The 833-nt window shown below is 68.9% G+C and carries 1 protein-coding gene; it reads right to left on the reverse strand.

Features of this window, described 5'->3' with window-relative positions:
• Positions 1-16 precede the first annotated feature (16 nt).
• Positions 17-833: penicillin-insensitive murein endopeptidase (locus tag ENZ74_RS33245; protein WP_127313358.1), on the reverse strand; the 817-nt coding region annotated here is incomplete at its 5' end.

Genomic DNA, 833 nt, shown 5'->3' on the forward strand with positions numbered 1-833 from the left:
GATTGGGCCGTGACCGTCAGTTTCCTGGCGGCCGCGGTCGCGGCAGCGGCACGCCGGTCTCGGGGGTCGCCGTGACGGCGTTCACCGTACTTGGCAAGCCGGCGGCGGCCGGCGTGGCGGACAATGACGGCGCTTCGGGTTCGGGTGCGGCAGCCGCGACCGGCACGCCGCCGCCATGATAGGTCGCCGCCTCGGCCGAGGCCGGCCCCGGCGCGTCGAGCACGGCGCGGCATTCGCTCGGCAGGTTCGCCATCGTCATCAGGTCGCGTGCCTTGGGGGCATCCGGGTTCTTGTTGGGCCGCCACGGCTCCTGCGTGAACCACCAGGCCAATGGCTTGCCGCAACCGTCATCGTCCGGCGTCGCTTCCTGCGCCTTGCAGCCGGGGGATCCCGGCTGACAGCCGATGCGCATGTGAAAATGATAGTCGTGGCCCCAAAACGGCCGGATCTTGCGCAGCCAGCCGCGGTCGCCCCTGACGGTGTCGCAGAGTTTCTTCTTGATGCCCGGATTGACCAGGATGCGCTCGACCTGGCTGTAGCTCGCCGCCCGCTTCAGAAGCCTTGTGTGCGCCGGCGTCCACAGCGCGTCCTTCACCAGATGGGTCTTCTCATCGACCATCAAGGTGGCGCTCATCGATTCGCGCTGCGCCATCGACAGCGGGCGGCTGGGCATCGGCGTCAGCCAGATGTCGGCGTCGAGCCCGATCTGGTGCGAGGCATGCCCGGTCAGCATCGGGCCGCCGCGCGGCTGCGAAATGTCGCCGATCAGCAGGCCCGGCCAACCATCGGCTGCCGCGTCGCGCGACAATTTCTCGATCACCGCGATCATAGCC

The organism is Mesorhizobium sp. M7A.F.Ca.CA.002.15.2.1, assembly GCF_003998715.1.
Lineage (GTDB): Bacteria > Pseudomonadota > Alphaproteobacteria > Rhizobiales > Rhizobiaceae > Mesorhizobium > Mesorhizobium ciceri.